Source organism: Bacterioplanes sp. CLAM21 (genome assembly GCF_059641015.1).
Genome location: NZ_CM184929.1, coordinates 15509 through 32500 on the forward strand (window position 1 = coordinate 15509; position 16992 = coordinate 32500).

At 51.5% G+C, this 16992-nt stretch carries 13 protein-coding genes, 1 tRNA gene and 2 rRNA genes (1 of these 16 running past the window's edge); 3 read left to right on the top strand and 13 right to left on the bottom strand.

Translation table 11 applies throughout. The features are described from left to right. Positions 1–2 precede the first annotated feature (2 nt). From nusG to AC55FS_RS00065, 3 genes are all read right to left on the bottom strand, one after another. On the bottom strand, positions 3–539 hold the full coding sequence (gene nusG / locus AC55FS_RS00055; protein ID WP_496934023.1) for a transcription termination/antitermination protein NusG: 537 nt from the start codon (positions 537–539) through the stop codon (positions 3–5). A gap of 10 nt (positions 540–549) precedes the next feature. Then, positions 550–921 carry a preprotein translocase subunit SecE gene (gene secE, locus AC55FS_RS00060; protein WP_496934024.1) on the bottom strand — a complete coding sequence of 124 codons (372 nt, stop codon included), beginning with the start codon at positions 919–921 and terminating at the stop codon, positions 550–552. Positions 922–970: 49 nt separating this feature from the next. Continuing rightward, a tRNA-Trp gene (locus AC55FS_RS00065) sits at positions 971–1046 on the bottom strand. 326 nt (positions 1047–1372) lie between these two features. Here AC55FS_RS00065 and fusA point away from each other — a divergent pair. Further along, positions 1373–3460 (top strand): elongation factor G, encoded by a 2088-nt coding sequence (fusA, locus tag AC55FS_RS00070; RefSeq protein WP_496934025.1) that lies wholly within the window; start codon positions 1373–1375, stop codon positions 3458–3460. Between the two features lie 166 nt (positions 3461–3626). Here fusA and AC55FS_RS00075 read toward each other — a convergent pair whose 3' ends face one another. From AC55FS_RS00075 to AC55FS_RS00095, 5 genes are all read right to left on the bottom strand, one after another. Beyond that, entirely contained in the window at positions 3627–3761 is a 135-nt protein-coding gene (locus AC55FS_RS00075) for a hypothetical protein (protein WP_496934026.1), read from the bottom strand. 90 nt (positions 3762–3851) lie between these two features. After that, positions 3852–4712 (bottom strand): alpha/beta fold hydrolase, encoded by an 861-nt coding sequence (locus AC55FS_RS00080; protein WP_496934027.1) that lies wholly within the window; start codon positions 4710–4712, stop codon positions 3852–3854. Positions 4713–4764: 52 nt separating this feature from the next. Further along, positions 4765–5295 carry an SPOR domain-containing protein gene (locus tag AC55FS_RS00085; RefSeq protein ID WP_496934028.1) on the bottom strand — a complete coding sequence of 177 codons (531 nt, stop codon included), beginning with the start codon at positions 5293–5295 and terminating at the stop codon, positions 4765–4767. Positions 5296–5312: 17 nt separating this feature from the next. Further along, the gene (gene argS, locus AC55FS_RS00090; RefSeq protein ID WP_496934029.1) at positions 5313–6998 is read right to left on the bottom strand and encodes an arginine--tRNA ligase; all 1686 of its coding nucleotides are present in this window, start codon (positions 6996–6998) and stop codon (positions 5313–5315) included. 385 nt (positions 6999–7383) lie between these two features. After that, positions 7384–8766 carry a ribonuclease J gene (locus AC55FS_RS00095; protein ID WP_496934030.1) on the bottom strand — a complete coding sequence of 461 codons (1383 nt, stop codon included), beginning with the start codon at positions 8764–8766 and terminating at the stop codon, positions 7384–7386. 1045 nt (positions 8767–9811) lie between these two features. On the opposite strand from AC55FS_RS00095, the gene ilvD reads away from it, so the two are divergent. Then, entirely contained in the window at positions 9812–11647 is a 1836-nt protein-coding gene (ilvD, locus tag AC55FS_RS00100) for a dihydroxy-acid dehydratase (protein WP_496934031.1), read from the top strand. A 38-nt stretch (positions 11648–11685) separates the two neighbouring features. After that, positions 11686–12642: a hypothetical protein gene (locus AC55FS_RS00105; protein WP_496934032.1), complete on the top strand. Its 957-nt coding sequence runs from the start codon at positions 11686–11688 to the stop codon at positions 12640–12642. 30 nt (positions 12643–12672) lie between these two features. On the opposite strand, the gene modF is transcribed toward AC55FS_RS00105, so the two are convergent. The 5 genes from modF to AC55FS_RS00130 form a co-directional block, all read right to left on the bottom strand. After that, positions 12673–14097, bottom strand: coding sequence for a molybdate ABC transporter ATP-binding protein ModF (gene modF, locus AC55FS_RS00110; RefSeq protein ID WP_496934033.1), 1425 nt, complete (start codon positions 14095–14097; stop codon positions 12673–12675). 2 nt (positions 14098–14099) lie between these two features. Continuing rightward, complete coding sequence (locus tag AC55FS_RS00115) at positions 14100–14444, bottom strand: histidine triad nucleotide-binding protein (RefSeq protein WP_496934034.1); 345 nt, start codon at positions 14442–14444, stop codon at positions 14100–14102. Between the two features lie 53 nt (positions 14445–14497). Next, a complete protein-coding gene (locus AC55FS_RS00120) occupies positions 14498–15751 on the bottom strand; it encodes a diguanylate cyclase (RefSeq protein ID WP_496934035.1) in 1254 nt (417 codons plus the stop codon). Positions 15752–16049: 298 nt separating this feature from the next. Beyond that, positions 16050–16165, bottom strand: a 5S ribosomal RNA gene (gene rrf, locus AC55FS_RS00125). A 165-nt stretch (positions 16166–16330) separates the two neighbouring features. Beyond that, positions 16331–16992: ribosomal RNA gene (locus AC55FS_RS00130) — 23S ribosomal RNA — on the bottom strand; it runs 2226 nt beyond the window's last position.

The window sequence follows — 16992 nt, forward strand, 5'->3', positions numbered from 1 at the left end:
ACTTATGCCGACTTTTCGACCTGAGTAAATTCCAGTTCGACGGGTGTCGACCGCCCAAAAATAGTAACCGCCACCTGCAAACGGGATTTTTCGTAGTCGACACCTTCGACCACACCGTTAAAGTCAGCAAACGGACCATCGATAACGCGAACCACTTCACCGGGCTCGTAGATGGTTTTATGTGATGGACGACCAGCACCATCTTCCACACGCTGCAGAATGGCATCCGCTTCACGCTCGGTGATTGGCGCAGGCTTATCGGCAGTACCGCCAATAAAGCCCATTACACGTGGCGTCTGTTTAACCAGATGCCAAGTGTCGTCGTTCATTTCCATCTGCACCAACACGTAGCCGGGATAGAACTTACGTTCACTCTTGCGCTTTTTACCATCGCGCACTTCGACTACTTCTTCGGTCGGCACTAAAACTTCGCCGAACTGATCCTGCATCTCATGCAGCTCGATGCGCTCTTTCAGCGTATTTTGAACGCGCTTCTCGTAACCCGAGTAGGCGTGCACTACGTACCAACGCATAGACATACTAAATTCCTTAGCCGATCAGTTTCGAAACGAGGAAGCCCAACAAACTATCGAGCCCCCACAAAACCAACGCCATAACAAACACCACAGCAACCACAATCATGGTGGTCTGGGTCGTTTCCTGACGTGTTGGCCACACTACCTTGCGGCGCTCAATATTGGCTTCTTTCAGCAGCTGTAAAAAATTCTTACCTTGCAGACTGGTCAAGGCGATTCCGACACTGACTAACATCAGCGCGACAACAGCCAGAATGCGGTACAGATCTGCCACATCCGAGTAATAGCTATTACCCCAGACCGCAGCTCCAAACACCACCGCCGCCAACAGCCATTTAATATAATCTAATGGCGAGGACTTGCTTGCGTTGCTTTCGGTACTCATGAAAATTCCCTGAAGCCAAAAATGGCAGCCGAAGCTGCCACCAAGAATATGGCAGGCCAGGAGGGACTCGAACCCCCAACTTTCGGTTTTGGAGACCGACGCTCTACCAATTGAACTACTGGCCTATATACACTCAATTAGGGCGCAGCACTATACCGAATGATTTGTAAAGTGCAACCCCTAATTGCGGATGCGCGCCTACGGAAGGGGCCGCAAAGAAGAGATGCCGCGCACCTTACCCAAACATGACGTTGTTGCCAAGCTTTTATTTTTTTCATGCACCAAAATTGCCCACATCCACAGCCTTGCAAGTCAGATGAATGCTGCCGCCGTTTACTATTGAGACTTTTTCCCGCCCTGAAGGCGATTTATTTACATCTAGGTGCTCAAAATCTGTGAGAAACCCTGTAGAATGGCGCGCGATTTAGACCCTAGCTTATTGAGTAACGCTATGACTGATTTATCTAAGTACAGAAACATCGGCATCTTCGCCCACGTTGACGCCGGTAAAACCACGACCACTGAGCGTATCCTGAAACTGACCGGTAAAATCCATAAAACCGGTGAGGTACATGATGGTGAGTCCACCACTGACTTCATGGAGCAGGAAGCTGAGCGTGGTATCACCATTCAGTCAGCAGCTGTTACCTGTGAGTGGGCAGGCCACCGCCTGAACGTTATTGACACCCCTGGACACGTTGACTTCACCGTTGAAGTATACCGTTCATTGAAAGTACTGGACGGCGGCATCGGCGTATTCTGTGGTTCCGGCGGTGTTGAACCACAATCTGAGACCAACTGGCGTTACGCGAACGACTCTGAAGTATCTCGTATTATCTTCGTTAACAAACTGGACCGTCTGGGTGCTGACTTCTACCGCGTTGTTGAGCAGGTGAAGAAGGTTCTGGGTGCAAACCCACTGGTGATGGTATTGCCAATCGGCACCGAAGATGAGTTCGTTGGTGTGGTTGACCTGCTGAGCCGTAAAGCTTACGTATGGGATGACACTGGCCTGCCAGAAAACTACGAAGTGAAAGACGTGCCTGCTGACATGGCAGACGACGTTGAGATGTACCGTGAGCAGTTGATCGAAACCGCTCTGGAAGTCGACGAAGATCTGATGATGGCATACCTGGAAGAAGGTACTGAGCCATCAATCGATGAGATCAAGCGTTGCATCCGTGAAGGTACTCGTACTCTGGCGTTCTTCCCAACTTACTGTGGTTCTGCGTTCAAGAACAAAGGTGTACAGCTGGTTCTGGACGCCGTTGTTGACTACCTGCCAGCACCAACTGAAGTTGACCCTCAGCCTCTGACCGACGAAGAAGGTAACGAGACTGGCGAATACGCGACTGTTTCTGCAGAAGAGCCACTGCGCGCTTTGGCATTTAAGATCATGGACGACCGTTTCGGCGCCCTGACCTTTATCCGTATTTACTCAGGCGTACTGAACAAGGGTGACACCATCCTTAACTCAGCGACCGGCAAAACTGAGCGTATCGGCCGCATGGTAGAAATGCAGGCAGACGACAAGTCTGAACTGACCACTGCTCAAGCCGGTGACATCATCGCCGTTGTTGGTATGAAAAACGTTCAAACGGGTCATACCCTGTGTGATCCTAAGCACCCATGTACGCTGGAAGCCATGGTGTTCCCAGATCCCGTTATCTCAATCGCGGTTAAGCCTAAAGATAAAGGCGCCGTTGATAAGATGGGTATCGCCATTGGTAAACTGGTAGCAGAAGATCCATCGTTCCGTGTTGAAACCGATGAAGATTCTGGCGAGACCATCCTGAAAGGCATGGGCGAGCTGCACCTGGACATTAAAGTCGACATCCTGAAGCGCACTTATGGCGTTGAACTGGAAGTGGGCGAGCCTCAGGTGGCCTACCGTGAAACCATTACTTCTGCGGTTGAAGACAGCTACACCCACAAGAAGCAATCAGGTGGTTCTGGTCAGTACGGTAAGATCGACTACAGCATGAAGCCAGGTGAGCCAGGTTCAGGTTTCGTTTTCACCACTTCGGTAGTGGGCGGTAACGTTCCTAAAGAATTCTTCCCTGCCATCGAAAAAGGCTTCAAAGCCATGATGGACGAAGGCCCACTGGCTGGCTTCCCAGTACTGGACGTTGAAATCGATGTTCATGACGGTGGCTACCACGCGGTTGACTCTTCTGCGATTGCGTTTGAAATCGCAGCTAAAGGTGCATTCCGTCAAACCATGCCTAAGGCCGGCGCACAGCTGCTGGAGCCTATCATGAAGGTTGACGTGTTCACTCCAGAAGACAACGTTGGTGACGTGATCGGTGACTTGAACCGTCGTCGCGGCATGATCAAAGACCAAGAAGCTGGCGTGACTGGCGTTCGCATCAAGGCAGACGTTCCTCTGTCAGAGATGTTTGGTTACATCGGCCACTTGCGTACCATCACTTCTGGTCGTGGTCAGTTCTCTATGGAGTTCAGCCACTACATGCCTTGTCCGTCGAACATTTCGGAAAAGGTTATGGCAGACGCCAAAGCACGCAAAGAAGCTAAATAAGCTTTAAGCGTCAAAAAGCCCCGCGATGCGGGGCTTTTTTTTTGCCCAGTCGACACTCGACAGCGCCTACACAGTGTCTTACTGACGATGACTTAGATTTCACTAGGCCTTGGTGTGGACATAAAAAAACCCGCCGAAGCGGGTTTAACACGCGACCCACTGAGAGTCAGAAGGTCGCCGATATGATGAAAGACAGTACCAATATCGCTGCACTGCTAATGGCGGCGGCAATATGAATGTGCCGCATCCGCTGTTCCGTCAGCTCAGACTCCTCAATGACATCGATGGTTTCTATTTCCATGCACAGGCCCTCGTTGCTGGCCTTATTAAGCTAGCATCGCGCTAGAAAAGCGCCTTACCATTTATGTGAGCGTCTGTTTCAAGCTGTAAATCAAAAAGATAGGTAGTGCTGCAACAATTCGATCTGATCATTCTCCATCAGCACGGGCGCATGGCCGCAGCCTGTCATCTCGATCACGTCCACCCCTGGCCGCTCAGCCATTTCTGCAGCAGTTTCAGCGGTGAGTACATCGGAGTTTGAACCACGCAATACCAGCACAGGACAGGTCACCTTGCACCAGGCGGCGGATAAATCCACATCATGTTCTAACTGCTCAAATGCCAGCGCAATCCCTGGGTCGTAGCGATAACACCAATCGCCTTGGGAGTCCTGACGGAACATCCGCATGGTTAGTGTTCGCCACTGGGCTTCGGTCAGCGCGCCAAAAGGCGACGCTATGATGCGAAACTCGGCCTCCGCCTCATCTAGACTGGGGAACTGGCGACCTTTACCGACGTAGCTGCCAATACGCTGTAACGCGGCTAATGGGATACGAATGCCAACGTCATTCAACACCAGCTTACGCAAACTACCGGGTTGAGTGGCTTCCAGTAACATCCCTATCAAGCCACCCATCGAGGTACCAAGCCAGTCGATCTGCTTGACGTCAAACCGGCTACGCAAATGCTGCAGCAACTGCACAGCGTTACTGACATACAGTGGATAACCATAATGTTCACTGTTATCCAGCCAATCACTGTCGCCACGCCCTAATACATCCGGGCAAATAACCTGATAGCGATCCGCCAGCACTTGCGCCAGCTCATCAAAGAAGCGACCGTTGTGCGTGAGACCATGGCAGCACACCAGCACCTGCTGCGAGCTAGGACTGTGCCAGTGGTGATAGACCATAGTTTTGTCCCCTTCCGGGGTGGTGACAGCGAGGCGCTGTCGTGAGCAGGTAACAGACATATCATAGTTCCCTGAAGCCTGTTACCTGAGTGTGTGCACTAATGGGGATAAGTCAACCGTCGCTGGCGATCGGCGTCTTCAATACCAACGGACTGATATTGCGCTGTACCAGTTGATCTTGCGCTTTGTTCATCAATGAGCGGTTAGTAAAAGGCCCAACATAGACCCGATACCAACTGGAGTCGTTAATATTGCTGCTTTCGATATAGGCATTCATGCCCTGCAAAATCAGCTCCGCACGCATGCGATCAGCATCATCACGATTGCGAAATGATGCCGCTTGCAGTCGATAAACGTACTTTTTCGGCGCGCCTTTAGGCGTCGAAACGTACTCCTTCACCTTGTCGACCTTTACCTCCTGTTTTTCTAACAGCTGGTAAAACTCGTAATTGGGCTTGGCGGGTGCGGGCTTAGCCTCCTTGGCCAGATCCTGAAATACCTGCTCGGCATCTTGCTTGACCGCCGTCGCTTCGTCACTGGCCGGAATGGTGCTGAGATACAGCACAAATCCGGCAAAGGCCACCGCCAGGGTGGGTGTTACCACCCACACCCACTTGGGCACTGATTGATTGTCGCGCGCCATGATAGGGCCTCGTTGGCTTACATTTCCTGCGGTGCGCTAACACCCAGCAGGTCGAGACCATTGGCGATCACCTGACGTACCGCTTCGGCCAACGTTAATCGCGCATTACGCAACTCAACCTCATCGACCAAGGTCTTTTCTGAGTTGTAATAGGTGTGGAAATCCGACGCCAGATCTTTCAAGTAGTTAGCAATCTGGTGCGGTTCGCGGTTATTCGCGGCGCTGCGTACTACTTCTGGGAAGCGACCCAGTTTCACGATCAGATCTTTTTCACTCTCTAACGTCAGAGCTGACAAAGATGCCAAGCCCTGCTCCTCGGTCCAGCTATGGCCAGCTTCCGCCAGCTTGCGGAAAATCGAGCACACCCGGGCATGGGCATACTGAATGTAATACACAGGGTTATCGGAAGACTGTGAGCGCGCCAAGTCGATATCGAAGGTCAGCTGGCCATCAGCTTTACGCGCTGCCAGGAAATAACGCGTGGCATCACGCCCGACCTCATCGATCAGATCACGCAGAGTAACGTAGCTGCCGGCCCGTTTCGACAATTTGACTTCTTCACCGCCACGCATCACGGTCACCATCTGGTGCAGCACGTAGTCGGGCCAGCCCTTAGGAATACCCGCATTCAGCGCCTGCAAACCGGCACGTACCCGAGCAATGGTACCGTGGTGGTCGGCACCCTGCTCGTTAATCACCGCTTCAAAGCCACGCTGCCACTTGTTCAGATGGTAGGCCACATCAGGCAAGAAGTAGGTATAGCCACCGTCTTTTTTGCGCATGACCCGATCTTTGTCGTCACCAAAGTCCGTGGTACGCAGCCACAAGGCTCCTTCGTCTTCGTAGGTGTAACCATTGTCGACCAAGGTCTTCACGGTTTTTTCAACTAGGCCGTCGCTGTACAACGAAGACTCGAGGTAATAGACATCAAAGTCGACACCAAAGGCCTTCAGATCGAGGTCTTGTTCGCGCCGCAAATACGCCACGGCAAAGTGACGAATCGCTTCCAAGTCGTCGGCGTCTTTGGTGCCGGTAAAGCTCTGATCTTCCGACTCAACGGTATCACCGGCCATAAAGCTGTTGGCCAGATCAATGATGTAGTCACCACGGTAACCATCTTGTGGCCAGCTCTCATGCTCCGGCGTCAGGCCTTTGCAACGAGCCTGCACCGACAGAGCCAGGTTGTTGATCTGAGCACCGGCATCGTTGTAGTAGAACTCACGTGTTACCTGCCAGCCGGTCGCCTCTAGCAAGCGGCTCAGACAATCCCCTACCGCTGCACCGCGGCCATGACCGATATGCAAAGGGCCAGTTGGGTTAGCCGATACAAATTCCACCTGCACCTTACGCCCAGCACCTTCATTGCTGCGACCATACTGAGCTTTGTTCTGCAGAACCGTTGCTACCAGGCTATTGGTAGACGCATCGGACAAATAAAAGTTAATAAAGCCTGGGCCGGCAATTTCTACCTTGTCGACCAACTCAGACGCCGGCAAGGCATCGCATACCAGCTGTGCCAATTCACGCGGGTTTTTACCGGCGGGTTTAGCCAGCATCATCGCCAGGTTAGAGGCCAGATCACCGTGTGCCTTGTCTCGCGAGTTGTCCACCTGAATTCGTGGCTCCAGGTCCTGAGGCAAAATACCTTCGGACTTCAGGTTCGCTACGGCGGTGGATAACAACTCAGCAATTTGCGGTTTCATAATCTGGTCTCAGTAATGTGACTCTCGTCAGTATCAAATCGGGACTGCGCCCGGAAAAGCCGTCGATTATCGCAAAAAGGGCAGTCAGGGTGAAGCCAAACCCAGCGCTGGGCAAGGCCAGCGACAATAAAGCAAAGTCACAGCCTGGCAACAGGTTATCCACAGCTTAGTGATCTTGATTGCCCTACTTTGTCTGGGCTCGAACAAATGTCTGCAAAGGCTGAAAATTCCTTGACTTTTCAGCCAGATAACAGAATTTCATAAAACGGTCATAAAAGCGTCAATCTAACCACAGCGCCCGGATTTACGGCGCTACAGGCATATGCTCAAAAGTTATTAAGATAGTTATGCACAGAAACTGTGTATAGACGTGCGCTTGTTCACATTATTCAACGGCCACCAAGGTGCCCTTTTGCCAGCCGACACGCCCCACTGGCACTGCCTGACGTTGAATACCTGCCACCGGAGCCAACATAAAGACATCTCCGTTACGTCCGGTTAGGGTTTTATTCACCCCTGAGCGCTGCGCCAACTGCGCGTGCACACGCATATGCTCGGCTTCGCCATGCACCGGAATGGCAACCTCTGGTTGCACCCACTGATACAACTGCTGCAGCTCTTGTTGAGCCGGGTGCCCAGATGCATGTATCGGCAAACTTGATTGCTCTGCGGTAATGACCTCCATGCCTTGGGCTTGCAGTTGTGCAATCAGCCCTTCAATGGCGTCCTCGTTACCGGGAATGGCGCGCGCACTAAAGACAATGCGATCACCGCGCTGCAACTCCACGCTAGGGTGTGTACCCGCCGCTAAGCGCCTAAGGGCAGTGCGTGCTTCGCCCTGGCTGCCCGTTGCCACGGCCAGCACCTCCTGCGGCGGCAAATAGCCCAGATGCTGCTCATCGATAATGTTCACCTCCGCAGGCCAAATACCGGCGCGCTGTGCACACTGATGCATATTGTGCAGTGATCTTCCCAGCAACCCCATATAACGCCCTTCAGCGGCGGCGATGCGTGCCAGGGTTAATAACCGAGCGATATTGCTGCCAAAGCAGGTCACCACCACTCGCCCGGGCGCACTCGCCACACATTGCTGTAAGCCTGGATACAGCTGCCCTTCAGACACGGAATGACCCGCTACCGTGGCATTCGTGGAATCACACACCATGGCGCGCACACCTTGCTGTGCCAAGTCACTGAAGGTCTGCGGATCATAGCCATGGCCGACTACCGGCTCAGGGTCGAGTTTCCAATCACCGGTATGAAAAATATTGCCCAGCGGGGTTCGAATCAGCAAAGCATTAGGATCAGGAATAGAGTGCGTTAGCGCCAACCATTCGACCTCAAAGGGCCCTATCACGCGGCGCTCCTCGACAGCGACTATGTGCAACTCAACCCGATGCAACAAGCCATGTTCCGCCAGCTTGCGCTTTAACACTTCGGCGGTAAAACGCGTGGTATAAATCGGACAGCGCAACTGATTCCATAAATACGGCACCGCACCGATATGATCCTCATGGGCGTGGGTAATCACCAAGCCCGCCAACTGCTCACGCCTGGCGCTAATAAAAGCCGGATCAGCCATTTGTGTATCAGGTTCACCGCTGTGATGCACAGTGCCATCGGCACTGACTCGACCAGGCTTAGGAAAGGTTACCCCACAGTCGATCATCAACCACTGACCATCATGGCCATACAGGTTCATATTCATGCCAATTTCGCCGGTTCCGCCTAGCGGCACAAACCATAAATCCTGCGAGCTGGGGGTCATTTGGATTACCTTCAATGCAATGCCTTATGCAGCCCATAATGGAGAAAACCAGATAAAACATCCATAGAAATTCACAGCGCAGAAACATTTAGTAATTCCTTCTGCACCATCAACCCAAACGAATAAAAATATGGGAAATCCTGAACCAATCAGAACCAACATAATTAAAAACAAACAACCAATTAAATCTCACCAACAGATGGAAGTCTCGACTACAAACACAGAAGCGCGCGACTTTGAAATCAGAAAAATATCCATAAAAAATGAAATTATTAAAATACAGAAAACAGCCAAGGAACCAAGCACAAAATCAACCCCTCTTTAAGCACAGAGAAGTACTGATTGTAAATCGATAAAAATCTGCCAATAAAACCAGATAAAAATCACAACTTATTCACCTTCCCATCAAAACCTATCGAATAACAACAAGAGTCTGATCCAAGCGTATAGCATTCGCCTCCATCTATACCAATAAGTGCACAGAATACGAAAATACAAATACCTCCTTCAAAAAATAGCCTTAGATCGAGCGATGGTGAGACACATTGAACATCAATCAGCTTACGGTTAATTACTTGTTCAAAGCTTGTTTGGTACGGGCCATCAATATCATTGCTATGGTGACTGCCACACAGTACTGCATCACTACTTTCAATTCGCCATGGAGAATAAATCATTAAGTTATATTCAGCAGTGAAGTGTCTAACCAATTCACTAACATATGGATTATGCAGTGGCCGATCTCTAGGGTAACGGGCACCTATATTCACCGAGATAACAGACCCCGTCCCTCTCCCCCGGTGATCGCCCAGCACTCCTTGCCAATCATGCTCTCTAACTCTTTGTTAAAGTGATCCAACAGCGTCATTTTTCCTCCGTTATCGAAAAGCATTCGGACTAAAGCTATGGTCAGTCAAAGCACCTTATTGATTGAGCAAAGTTGTTCCCCTTAACAGGCAACAACACCCAACAACACCCAACACTGCCCAGCGCCAGCGGCTCTGGTACACTTAAGCTCCCCTTACTGAAACAAGAGATGTGCAAGATGCCAGAGTATCGCTCGCGAACGTCCACCGCCGGTCGCAATATGGCGGGTGCCCGTGCGTTGTGGCGCGCCACCGGGATGAAGGACGACGATTTCCACAAGCCGATCATTGCCGTGGCCAACTCCTTCACCCAGTTTGTACCAGGCCATGTGCACCTGAAAGATATGGGCCAGTTAGTCGCCCGTGAAATTGAAAAAGCCGGTGGCGTCGCCAAAGAATTTAACACCATCGCAGTGGATGACGGCATTGCGATGGGCCACGACGGCATGCTGTACAGCTTGCCATCACGCGAGATTATCGCCGATTCCGTTGAATATATGGTCAATGCCCACTGTGCCGATGCGCTGGTGTGTATTTCTAACTGCGACAAGATCACCCCAGGAATGTTGATGGCGGCTCTGCGGCTGAATATTCCAGTGGTTTTTGTCTCCGGTGGGCCAATGGAAGCCGGTAAAACCAAACTATCCGAGCACAAGCTCGACCTGGTTGATGCCATGGTCATCGCCGCCGACGACAGTGCTTCCGATGAAATGGTGGCCGAATACGAACGAAGCGCCTGCCCAACCTGCGGCTCTTGCTCGGGCATGTTTACCGCCAACTCCATGAACTGCTTAACCGAAGCCATTGGTTTATCTTTACCTGGCAACGGCACCACCTTGGCGACCCATGCCGACCGTGAACAGCTGTTCCTGAAAGCGGCACGTTTGGTGGTGGAAAACGCCAAACGCTACTACGAGCAAGACGATGAATCGGTACTGCCACGCTCTATCGCCAGTTTTAAGGCGTTTGAAAATGCCATGACACTGGATATCGTCATGGGCGGCTCCACTAACACCATTTTGCACCTGCTAGCCGCCGCTCAAGAAGCCGAGGTGGACTTCGATATGGACGATATCGATCGCTTATCACGAGTCGTGCCGCAGCTGTGTAAGGTGGCCCCTAATACCCCGGATTATCATATTGAAGATGTGCATCGTGCCGGTGGCATTATGGGCATTTTGGGTGAAATTGACCGTGCCGGCTTATTACACAGTGAGCTACCAACGGTACATTCGGCCACCCTCAAAGAGGCCCTCGATCAGTGGGATATCATGCGCAATCCAAGCCCAGAGGTGATCGAGTTCTTTAAAGCCGGCCCGGCGGGTATTCCAACGCAAACGGCCTTTAGTCAAGCCACTCGCTGGCCCACTCTGGATGGTGATCGTGCCAACGGCTGTATTCGCTCGATTGAGCATGCCTTTTCTCGCGAAGGTGGATTGGCGGTATTAAAAGGCAATATTGCCGAAGATGGCTGCGTGGTGAAAACCGCTGGGGTCGATGAGTCTATTTTGGTGTTTGAGGGCAAAGCCAAAATATATGAATCCCAGGACAGTGCCGTCGCCGGTATTCTGGCAGATGAAGTTAGCGCCGGTGACGTAGTGATTATTCGCTACGAAGGGCCTAAAGGTGGGCCTGGTATGCAGGAAATGCTGTATCCAACGTCCTACCTTAAATCAAAGGGCTTAGGTAAAGCCTGTGCATTGCTGACTGACGGTCGTTTCTCTGGTGGTACCTCAGGCCTGTCGATTGGCCACTGCTCACCCGAAGCCGCCGCCGGTGGTGCTATTGGTTTATTGCGCGATGGTGATCCGATCAAGATCGATATTCCTAATCGCTCCATCGATGTTTTATTGAGCGAAGCCGAACTGGCCGAGCGCCGAGCACAGCAAGATGGCAAAGGCTGGAAGCCTGTTGAGCAGCGTCCACGCCAAGTGAGCACAGCGCTGAAGGCCTATGCTAAATTCGCCACCAGTGCCGATAAAGGTGCGGTACGCGATAAGTCATTGCTCGATTAATGGAAACCAAGGCAGGCCTCAGGCCTGCCTGATTAACTATGAAAAAAACAGCCATCACACTGTCCTGCCTTGCCTTATTGAATGCCTGTAGCAGTCAGCCAGATATCGCCGTGCAGGATGTCGAATACCAACGCTATCTCGACGAAAACACCCAGGCACTGCAGCAGCAACAAGAGCAAGCTTTGGACCGAGCCGAGCAAGCGCAAGAAAAAAGCGAGCAGCAACAACTGGCGTTTTATTCACCCGGCTACGCCCGTCAGGTGGAAGACGCAGTTATCTCCGCCCGTCGTGCCAGTCTCGATGGACAGCAGCAGCAACTGATCGACCAGGCAGCAAAGGCCATGGCTTGGTTACAGCTGGGGTTGCAAAACAAGCAGCAGGTGAAAGCTCAGTTCGCTACTGTGCTGGCCAAGTTAGAGAACGTGCAAGCACTGCAGGCAGATAAGGTACAAAGGCGCCAATACCAGGCTTTTATGCGCCGCCTGGAAACGCATTTTTTAGCCCTTGAACAACAGCAAGCACCATCCGAGCAAGATATTGCCGATCTACTCGCAGGGCTTGAATTATTACAGCGTACGACTCTGCTAACGCGTTACTGGCAGCCGGCCCACGACACCCTGGAACAGGCTCGTTCCGAGCAAGCACAGCAGTGGGCTGAGCAGTCTTTTAGCCAGGCTGAGCAAGCCGTGCAAAATGCCGAATTACAGATTCAAGCCAAAGCCAGCGCCGAGCAAGCTGCCGACACTGGGCTACGTGCCCTACGCCTAGCACAGCATGCATTGTATATCGCCCGCGAAGCAAAACGCTTGCACCAGCTATCTGAGTTACAAGCGGAGCAGGCTGCGCTGTCGTTTGAGGAATTATTACATCAGTTGAGCACAGCCCTGGACGGCCAAGACCGCCGCCACATGTCGTTGTACGATCAAATGCTGTCGATTAAACAACGCTTAGATGAAATCAATGCCAATAAAGCGGCATCACAACCGCCTGAATAAGCTGTGGTGATGCCGACAAAAACTCGCTTGTTAGCCAGACAGCTCGATCACGCTGCCGTCTTCTGCAGGTACAAAACGTAAGCGCGACTGAATGGCGGTTGGAATTTCATCTTCATGGTGGGTGACATACAGCAACGTCATCTGCTTCTGCTGCGCTAAACGCGAAATAAAGGCCAGTACCATTTCGCGGCTGACATCATCCAATCCCTGACAAGGCTCATCCAAAATTAGTAGCGGCGGCTGCTTAATCAGTGCCCGGCCAATCAGCACCAGACGCTGCTCACCATAAGATAAATGCTGCAGACTTTTATTGGCTTTATTGGCCAGTCCAAGAACCTCCAACCACTGCATGCCCAAACGTTTATCGTCGTCGCCCGTTGCCTTATACAGGCCAATGGAATCATACAGACCCGATAACAAAGCACTGAGCACATTGGTGGTTGCCCGGTACTGCCATTGCAGCGCGGACGATACTAAACCGATATGCTGCTTAATATCCCAAATGCTTTCACCGCTGCCACGGCGAATACCAAACAGCGTCATATCATTTTTATAACACTGTGGATTATCACCCGTAATGAGCTGCAATAGGCTGCTTTTGCCACAGCCATTAGGCCCTTGAATGGCCCAGTGCTGGCCTGGTTGAACAGTCCAATTCAGCTTGTCGAACAACAACCGCTGTGAGTACTGCACCGATACATCGCGCATCTCTAGCAAAGGCTGCTGCTGCGGCAGCGAGCTCGGATGTTTGGGATTGGGGAACTCAGCCAACTCGCCATCAAAGTGCAGCAGCCCATGGATGTCAGGTACGGCCAACACCTGCTGTTTGGCATCGGCCATTAACAACCGACCGTCGTGCATAAAGGCCAGATGAGTTACCCAATCAGGCACTTCATCCAAACGATTACCGACCCAAACCAGCTGCTTACCTTGCTCAACATAACGAGCCAATATCTGCTTTAGCTGCTCACGGCTAGCCTGATCAAGACCCTCATAAGGCTCGTCTAACACCAGCACATCGGGCTCACTCAGCAGTGCTCGAATCAGTAACACCTTGCGGCTTTCACCGGTGCTCAGGGTTTTATAACCACTGTCTAACAGATGCTCGATAGCCAATTGCTGAATCAGTTCGATGGCCTGCTCATTGTCAGGTAGCAAAGCCGCCACTGTGGTGCCAAGGTCGGTCTTGTCGATAAGGTCACTTTGGTCAATTTTACGCTCATGCTCTAACAGCTCAGCTTGTGCTTCCAGCGACACATAAGCGACCTTGGCAGGCAAACCCTGACAATCGCCTTGGCTTAGGATAACGTCACCGGCCAGCAGCCGTGACAACACGGTTTTACCACTGCCATTGGTGCCACAGATGGCCCAACGTTGCCCGGCAGCTAAGGACCAATCATCGACCTGCAATATGCGCCCATCGTGTAAACGGGCGCGAAGATTAGAAAACTGCATATTCATCCTGGTGGCCAGCTTAGAGAACGTCCACCGATGATATGCAAGTGCAGGTGAAAGACCGATTGCCCAGCCTCTGCGCCGTTATTGACGACTAAACGAAAACGATCGCCTAAACCTTCTTGTTCGGCCACCTTATTTGCTGCCAACATTAGGTGGCCCAGCAAAGCGGCATCTTCTGCCGTTGCGTCACATAAACGTGGAATTGGCTTACGTGGAATAACCAGAATATGGGTCGGGGCAGCCGGAAAAAGATCGCGAAAAGCGAGGCACTGATCGTCTTCATACACGATGTCAGCATCGGCTTCGCCGCGGATAATTTTGCCAAAAATGGTATCGTCGCTCATGGGTTCCTCCTCTAGCGAGCGACTACTGTAGAGAAGGCAGCGCTGGCTGACAATCAGTCACGACCGTCGACAACCAGATTACGCCCTCCTTCTTTGGCTTGATAAAGGTGTTCATCAGCACGATTAATCAGATTATCCAGCGAGTCATTGTCTGCGGTAGCCACTCCAATGCTCACGGTAAGACGTACGTAAGCTTCTTCATTGACTTCAACAATGCTGTCGGCCACACGTGCACGCAGCGCATCCATAAAATCATATGCTTTATCAGCATTTAGACCCGGCATTAATATGGTGAACTCCTCGCCACCGGTACGGGCCAATAAAAATGGCTGCGTTAACTCACTCAATAACGAACCCACATGACATAAGGCAACATCGCCACCCTGATGGCCATATTCATCGTTAATATTCTTAAAATAATCAACATCCACCACTGCGGCACTAATTGGCCGTCCTACTCGGTTGGCTTGCAGCAGAGTTTCCGTTGCCACCAGTTGAAAATAACGTCGATTAAATAAACCCGTCAGAAAATCGCGATTGGCTTGCTCCTCCATTTCTTTCAGCAGCGTGATGCCTTCAATATTGTTGGTAACCCGACAAAAGAATTCCTCTTGCTCAAAGGGCTTATTAAGGAAATCGTTGGCACCGTTTTTAATAAAGCGTACCGACAGGTGATTATCACCCTGACCAGATAAACCAATAATGGCGATGCGACGTTTTTCGAATTCATGGCGAATGGCTTGCACCAGCTCAAAACCATCCATATTGGGCATGTTGTAATCAGTAATCACCAGCTGGATATCGGGGTGTTGGTGCAAACATTTCATCGCCTCGACACCGTCCTTTGCAGCATGAACTTTATAACAATGCAGGTTCAGCAATAGCTGAATGTGTTTACGGGCCATGGACGAGTCTTCCACCACTAATACTTCCACCTGGCGGTTTTTGCTCAAGCGCCGAATCATATTGAGGGCATACTGATAGGAGTAGCGTGATTCCTTGATCACGTAATCCGATATGCCTTTGGCTACCAGTAAATCGCGTTTATGGGAGTCACTAGAGCCAGTCAGCACCACCACGGGTACCTTCTTCTCCAATAAGTAATCAACCAGCTCACCATTGGGGGCGTCTGGCAGCGACAAGTCGACCAGTGCGACTTCCAGTGTGTTGCAGTGCTCTTGGTAGGCTTGTTGTGCTGCCGCCATGCTGGTAGCAAATACCGCGTCATCACCCAGAGTAGCTTTGGCCAAATGCTTCAGTATTTTGACCACCACATTGCTGTCTTCCACCACCAGATAACGCACCATAGACATCTCCATTGGTAATCCAGTCAGTGTAGCCAATGGTGCCCGAGCTGGGCTCAGTGGTAGTTTTAGACAGCTATAGAGAGAGATGCACCGAGCGATAAGCGCCTGCCGATATGCACTAGAAACCTTGGGGTGAGAGATGAGTAGCGTGCGCTAGCGAGGCTGTAGAATAAGCGCGGGATCGCGGCATTATGACTTCGATAAGTCTAGAACGGCGTTCGGTCTAGCTGGCTATGATTGTCGGCGAGTCAAAACGAAAAAACCCCGATAGCGTGAGCTACCGGGGTTTTGAATAAGAGCTTGACGATGACCTACTCTCACATGGGGAGACCCCACACTACCATCGGCGATGCTGCGTTTCACTTCTGAGTTCGGGATGGATTCAGGTGGTTCCACAGCTCTATTGTCGTCAAGCAAACCTGTATGAAGTGTTGTCGTCTTACGCGTTCAGCGACGTGACTTCAAATAAGGTTGGATACATGAGTGTTTCTGAGAATTCTCTTGCGAACCGGCGGTGCCTGTTCGTATATCTTGGCTTGTTGCTGAATTTTCAGCAGCCCACCCGAGTTTGGGTGTTATATGGTCAAGCCTCACGGGCAATTAGTACAGGTTAGCTCAACGCCTCACAACGCTTACACACCCTGCCTATCAACCAGGTAGTCTTCCTGGGCCCTACAGGGAACTCGAAGTTCCAGTGAGATCTCATCTTGAAGGAGGCTTCACGCTTAGATGCTTTCAGCGTTTATCCCGTCCGAACGTAGCTACCCGGCAATGCATCTGGCGATACAACCGGAACACCAGAGGTTCGTTCACTCCGGTCCTCTCGTACTAGGAGCAACTCTTCTCAAATCTCAAACGCCCACGGCAGATAGGGACCGAACTGTCTCACGACGTTCTAAACCCAGCTCGCGTACCACTTTAAATGGCGAACAGCCATACCCTTGGGACCGGCTTCAGCCCCAGGATGTGATGAGCCGACATCGAGGTGCCAAACACCGCCGTCGATGTGAACTCTTGGGCGGTATCAGCCTGTTATCCCCGGAGTACCTTTTATCCGTTGAGCGATGGCCCTTCCATACAGAACCACCGGATCACTATGACCTACTTTCGTACCTGCTCGACGTGTCTGTCTCGCAGTTAAGCCGGCTTATGCCATTGCACTAACCTCTTGATGTCCGACCAAGATTAGCCGACCTTCGTGCTCCTCCGTTACTCTTTGGGAGGAGACCGCCCCAGTCAAA